Origin of the sequence: Burkholderia sp. Bp8963, from assembly GCF_003854275.1 — a bacterium.
Taxonomy (GTDB): domain Bacteria; phylum Pseudomonadota; class Gammaproteobacteria; order Burkholderiales; family Burkholderiaceae; genus Burkholderia.
The window spans coordinates 83140-89139 of record NZ_QTQP01000032.1 but is presented as its reverse complement, the minus strand read 5'-3'; the positions used below and the strand labels follow the sequence as shown (position 1 = coordinate 89139).

The window sequence follows — 6000 nt, the reverse complement described above, 5'->3', positions numbered from 1 at the left end:
ATCCGCTCAAAAGCGGAGAGTAGACGCGATCCGCCGACAGTTTACAAGCGCTGCTCTATGTCATTGAAAGTAAACGTGTTCTTTCGCGGCCGCGATTCGCCGGTCACGATGTGTATAACGACATGCCTTTAAGGACTTTCCCATTTTGCAAGCTCGGTGCGGCTGTCGTGCACGGCCCCGCATGACGACGCCGTGCCCTTCGACGTCTCGGCGCGCAGGTTCCACTTGCCTTTGTCCGCGTCGGCTTGCTGCCCCCAGCGGAACCCGACCGACCCGACCGGCACGACGAACTCGCCGGTCGCGTCGTCGATCATCACGCTCTTCCATTCCGGATGCGCGGTTTCGTCGAGCGCATCGCCGAAGTCGGACGCGCGCAACAGAAAATCTCGTCCATTCGAGTAGGAAAATCGACGACACAGGACGTCGAAAGAACCCTCGGCAGGCCGGGCGATGTCCAGCTTGAAGAAGGCGGCGCACAAGTCTGGACTTACCAGACGGTCAATCCCAGTGTCCTCGCGTTCATCCCGGTTGCGAATTTGCTCGGCAAGTCGATGCAGGAAGACAACCTCACCGTTCGCTTCAATAAAAAGGGCGTCGTCACAGCCTTGGGTCGCGGGCAGCACCGGTTCTAATGCCGGCACGATAGAGAATCGTAAAGACCAAACAAAAAGCCCGTAACCGCGAGGGTTACAGGCTTTTTGTTTGCGAAAAGCAGCTTGGTCGGATTTAGAACGGAATATCGTCATCCATCTCGTCGAAGCCGCCGCCGGCCGGCGCGCTCGGACGGCTTTGTGCGCCGCCACCACCGCCACGGGCCGCGCCACCGGCACGACCACCGCCACCGCCGCGCTCCATCTGCTCGCCACGGCCGCCGCCACCACCGCCATAACCGCCACCGTAACCGCTTTCATCACCACCACCACCGCCGCCTGCGCCGCCACGGCCGCCGAGCATCTGCATCTGATCAGCGACGATTTCGGTCGAGTAGCGGTCCTGGCCGTCCTGGCCTTGCCACTTGCGGGTGCGGATACGGCCTTCGATGTACACCGACGAACCCTTCTTCAGGTATTCGCTGACGATTTCCGCGAGGCGGCCGAAGAACGCGACGCGATGCCACTCGGTCATTTCCTTGAACTCGCCGCTCGCCTTGTCCTTGTAGCGGTCGGTCGTCGCGAGACGGATGTTCGCAACCGCGTCGCCGCTCGGCAGGTAACGGACTTCAGGATCGGCGCCGAGATTGCCGACGAGGATGACCTTGTTGACGGATGCCATGTGTTTCTCCAGTAAATTCGATGCCGGGCCGCTCGCGGGTCACGTCGAGCCGGCCCGCCGGGCGGCCCGGCAAGCGCCACCGATGCGTGCCCGGATAAAGGGTCAGGCCTTGCGCGGCGGCGCTTTCATGCTGGCCGCGATTATAAGCCACGCGGCAACGAGGCCCGAGCACGCGTAGAACACCGTGTTCGCGCCGCCGTGCTTCAGCAGCCAGCCGCCCGCAACGCCGCCGAGCGCGAGCCCGATCGATTGCGTCGTGTTGTAAACACCCGTGGCCGCGCCCTTGCGCGAGCCCGGCGCGAGCTTCGAGACCAGCGACGGCTGCGACGCTTCCAGGATGTTGAACCCGAGGAAATAGACGAAGAGGATCGCTGCCACAATGAGGATGGTATGCGGCGCGCTGCCCAGCAGCAATTGGCCGATCAGGATAGCGAAGATGCCGCCGAGCAGCACCGGCTTCATCTTGCCCCGTTTTTCCGCGACGATGATCGCGGGCACCATCATCACGAACGCGAGCCCCATCACGGGCAGGTAGACCTTCCAGTGCGACGCGACCGGCAGCCCGCCGTCGACGAGCAGGCGCGGCACGACGAGGAACAGCGCGGTCTGCGTCGCGTGCAGCACGAGCACGCCGAAATTGAGGCGCAGCAGCTCGCCGTTGTGCAGCACTTCCGCGAACGGCGCGGGCACGTGCACGGGCTTCGCCGCGTTCGGCACGACCCACAGCACGACGCCGATCGCGAGCAGCGACAGCACGCCGACCAGCGCGAACAAGCCGTTCATCCCGACCCAGTGGAACACGATCGGCGCGCCGACGATCGCGACCGCGAACGACACGCCGATCGAGCCGCCGACCATCGCCATTGCCTTGGTGCGGTTCTGCTCGGAAGTCAGGTCGGCGATGAACGCGAGCACCGCGGACGACACGGCGCCCATCCCCTGGATCACGCGGCCGACGATGATCCACGTGATGTCGTGCGCGGACGCGGCGACGAAGCTGCCGAGCGCGAAGATCAGCAGACCGATCGCGATCACCGGCTTGCGGCCGAACCGGTCGGACGCCCAGCCGTAGAAGATATAGAGCAGCGACTGCGTGACGCCGTAGGCCCCGAGCGCGATCCCGACGAGCAGCACGTTGTCGCCGCCCGGGATGGTTTTCGCGTAGACCGAGAACACCGGCATGATCATGAACAGGCCGAGCATGCGCAGCGCGAAGATCGCCGCGAGCGACGTGGTCGCACGCAGTTCGGGCGCGCTCATGCGGGAAGACGTGGCGGACGGATTGGACATCGGGAACGAATTTCGAATGATCGGATGGTCCGCCCGGCACCGGGCGGCGGAAGATCAGGGCCGTTGATCGGTGATCGCCGATCGGGCGGTCCGGGCAGGCGGACGTGACGCGGGCCGCCGACAGGCCGCTCGAGACGCAACATGCCGTGCGGCACGGCGGCATTCCCGGCGCAGGCGCCGCCTTGCTGACAGCTGCTGCAAACGCCTGGCGCCCCTTTGGGGCCCCGAACGACGGCCTCGAAAAGCCGTTATAGTAGCAGGTTTGGTTCCCTCCTTTTTCGCCAGGTTCATGGAACAAATCCGTATCCGTGGGGCGCGTACCCACAACCTGAAGAACGTCAATCTCGACCTGCCGCGCCACAAGCTGATCGTGATTACCGGGCTGTCCGGATCGGGCAAATCGTCGCTTGCGTTCGATACCCTTTATGCCGAAGGCCAGCGCCGCTACGTGGAAAGCCTGTCCGCGTATGCCCGCCAGTTCCTGCAGCTGATGGAGAAACCGGACGTCGACCTGATCGAGGGCCTGTCGCCCGCGATCTCGATCGAGCAGAAGGCGACGTCGCATAACCCGCGTTCGACCGTCGGCACGGTCACGGAAATCCACGACTACCTGCGACTTTTGTATGCACGGGTCGGCACGCCGTACTGCCCGGACCACGACATCCCGCTGGAAGCGCAGAGCGTGTCGCAGATGGTCGACGCCGCACTCGCGCTGCCCGAGGAAACCAAGCTGATGATCCTCGCGCCCGTCGTCGCGGACCGCAAGGGCGAGCACGCGGAGCTGTTCGAGGACATGCAGGCGCAGGGCTTCGTGCGCTTTCGCGTGCGCTCGGGCGGCGGCACCGCGAACGAAGGCGTCGCGAAGATCTACGAGGTCGATTCGCTGCCGAAGCTCAAGAAGAACGACAAGCACACGATCGACGTCGTCGTCGACCGCCTGAAGGTGCGCGCGGACATGAAGCAGCGGCTCGCCGAGTCGTTCGAGACCGCGCTGCGCCTCGCCGACGGCCGCGCGATCGCGCTCGAGATGGACACCGACCACGAGCACCTGTTCAGCTCGAAGTTCGCGTGCCCCGTGTGCTCGTACTCGCTGCAGGAACTCGAGCCGCGCCTGTTCTCGTTCAACAACCCGATGGGCGCATGCCCGGATTGCGACGGCCTCGGCCAGATCACGTTCTTCGACCCGAAGCGGGTCGTCGCGCACCCGTCGCTGTCGCTCGCCGCGGGTGCGGTGAAGGGCTGGGACCGGCGCAACCAGTTCTATTTCCAGATGCTGCAGAGCCTCGCGGCGTTCTACGAATTCGACATCGACGCCGCGTTCGAGGATCTGCCCGAGAAGATCAGGAAAGTGCTGCTGTACGGCTCCGGCAAGCAGACGATCCCGTTCTCGTACATGAACGAGCGCGGCCGCACGACGATCCGCGAGCACGTGTTCGAGGGGATCATTCCGAACCTCGAGCGCCGCTACCGCGAGACCGATTCGGTCGCGGTGCGCGAAGAGCTGTCGAAATACCAGAACAACCAGCCGTGCCCGTCGTGCGACGGCACGCGCCTGCGCCGCGAGGCACGCCACGTGCGGGTCGGCACGGGCGACTACGCGCGCGGCATCTATGAAGTCAGCAGCTGGCCGCTGCGCGACGCGCTCGGCTATTTCGACGGCCTGACGCTCGAAGGTGCGAAAGCCGAGATCGCCGACAAGGTGATCAAGGAAATCGTCGCGCGCCTGACGTTCCTGAACAACGTCGGCCTCGACTACCTGTCGCTCGAGCGCAGCGCCGAAACGCTGTCGGGCGGCGAGGCGCAGCGTATCCGCCTCGCGTCGCAGATCGGCTCGGGCCTCACGGGCGTGATGTACGTGCTCGACGAGCCGTCGATCGGCCTGCACCAGCGCGACAACGACCGGCTGATCGCGACGCTCAAGCACCTGCGCGACCTCGGCAACTCGGTGATCGTCGTCGAACATGACGAGGACATGATCCGCACCGCCGACTACGTCGTCGACATGGGCCCCGGCGCCGGCGAACACGGCGGCGTGGTGGTCGCGGAAGGCACGCCGAAGCAGGTGCAGGCGAACCCGCAATCGCTGACGGGCCAGTACCTCGTCGGCAAGCGCACGATCGAGTATCCGGACGAGCGGATCGGGCCCGATCCGGAGCGGATGCTGCGCATCGTCGACGCGCACGGCAACAACCTGAAGCACGTCGATCTCGAGCTGCCGGTCGGCCTGCTGACCTGCATCACCGGCGTGTCGGGCTCCGGCAAGTCGACGCTGATCAACGACACGCTGTATCACGCGGTCGCGCGCCACCTGTACGGCTCGTCCGCCGAGCCGGCGCCGCACGAGGCGATCGAGGGCCTCGAACACTTCGACAAGGTGATCAACGTCGACCAGTCGCCGATCGGCCGCACGCCGCGCTCGAACCCGGCCACCTACACGGGCCTGTTCACGCCGATCCGCGAGCTGTTCTCTGGCGTGCCGACCTCGAAGGAGCGCGGCTACGATCCGGGCCGCTTCTCGTTCAACGTGAAGGGCGGCCGCTGCGAGTCGTGCCAGGGCGACGGCGTGCTGAAGGTCGAGATGCACTTCCTGCCGGACGTCTATGTGCCGTGCGACGTGTGCCACGGCAAGCGCTACAACCGCGAGACGCTCGAAGTCCAGTACAAGGGCAAGAACATCAGCGAAGTGCTCGACATGACGGTCGAGCACGCGTACGAGTTCTTCAGCGCGGTGCCGGTCATTGCGCGCAAGCTGAAGACGCTGCTCGACGTCGGCCTCGGCTACATCCGCCTCGGCCAGTCGGCGACGACCTTGTCGGGCGGCGAGGCGCAGCGCGTGAAGCTGTCGCTCGAGCTGTCGAAGCGCGACACGGGCCGCACGCTGTACATCCTCGACGAGCCGACGACCGGCCTGCACTTCCACGACATCGCGCTGCTGCTCGAAGTGATCCACCGGCTGCGCGACCAGGGCAACACGGTCGTGATCATCGAGCACAACCTCGACGTGATCAAGACGGCCGACTGGGTGATCGACCTCGGCCCGGAAGGCGGTGCGGGCGGCGGCCAGATCATCGCGCAGGGCACGCCCGAGCAGGTCGCGAAGACAAAGGCGAGCTTCACCGGCAAGTACCTCGCGCCGCTCCTCAAGCGCAACAACCGCAAAGTCGCGGCGGGCTGATCCCGCCGCCCCGCGCGCGGCCGCCCGGCCGCGCGCGCCCGATCCGATCCCCTCCCCGCCCGGGCGGCCGCACGCCGTGCGTGTCCTCGTTTTCCCTTCTTCGTTTACACCACGCGCCAAACGCCCGGTTGCGGACCATAATGGCGGCTATACTTTACGGTCGTAAGGTTCGCCATTCGCACCAATCCGGTGCGCAGACACGCGGACGCCACCCGGCCAGACTCGCACCGGCCGGCGCACGAACGACAGCTATTGCATGGGGC

4 protein-coding genes and 1 pseudogene are annotated in these 6000 nt (G+C 65.6%); 2 read left to right on the top strand and 3 right to left on the bottom strand.

All coding sequences use genetic code 11. From position 1 onward, the window contains the following. Window positions 1-164: 164 nt before the first annotated feature. Window positions 165-380: pseudogene (locus tag DID96_RS24695) on the bottom strand (hypothetical protein); the annotation flags it as partial. On the opposite strand from DID96_RS24695, the gene bamE reads away from it, so the two are divergent. Then, window positions 333-632 (top strand): outer membrane protein assembly factor BamE, encoded by a 300-nt coding sequence (gene bamE, locus DID96_RS39585; protein WP_124601883.1) that lies wholly within the window; start codon window positions 333-335, stop codon window positions 630-632. The pseudogene DID96_RS24695 and the gene bamE sit on opposite strands and share 48 nt — an antisense overlap. 94 nt (window positions 633-726) lie before the next feature. Here the strand turns inward: bamE and DID96_RS24685 are convergent, their stop codons facing one another. Beyond that, the gene (locus tag DID96_RS24685; RefSeq protein WP_124601874.1) at window positions 727-1272 is read right to left on the bottom strand and encodes a single-stranded DNA-binding protein; all 546 of its coding nucleotides are present in this window, start codon (window positions 1270-1272) and stop codon (window positions 727-729) included. 102 nt (window positions 1273-1374) lie between these two features. Continuing rightward, complete coding sequence (locus DID96_RS24680; protein WP_124601873.1) at window positions 1375-2562, bottom strand: MFS transporter; 1188 nt, start codon at window positions 2560-2562, stop codon at window positions 1375-1377. Window positions 2563-2851: 289 nt separating this feature from the next. Between DID96_RS24680 and uvrA the strand changes: the two genes are divergently transcribed. Then, complete coding sequence (gene uvrA, locus DID96_RS24675; protein WP_124601872.1) at window positions 2852-5737, top strand: excinuclease ABC subunit UvrA; 2886 nt, start codon at window positions 2852-2854, stop codon at window positions 5735-5737. The last annotated feature ends 263 nt before the right edge of the window (window positions 5738-6000 follow it).

What these genes read in the sequence shown, in the direction of transcription:
- bamE (WP_124601883.1), top strand. Translation starts at nt 333, where the DNA reads ATGCGCGGTTTCGTCGAGCGCATCGCCGAAGTCGGACGCGCGCAACAG.
- DID96_RS24680 (WP_124601873.1), bottom strand. Translation starts at nt 2,562, where the DNA reads ATGTCCAATCCGTCCGCCACGTCTTCCCGCATGAGCGCGCCCGAACTG.
- DID96_RS24685 (WP_124601874.1), bottom strand. Translation starts at nt 1,272, where the DNA reads ATGGCATCCGTCAACAAGGTCATCCTCGTCGGCAATCTCGGCGCCGAT.
- uvrA (WP_124601872.1), top strand. Translation starts at nt 2,852, where the DNA reads ATGGAACAAATCCGTATCCGTGGGGCGCGTACCCACAACCTGAAGAAC.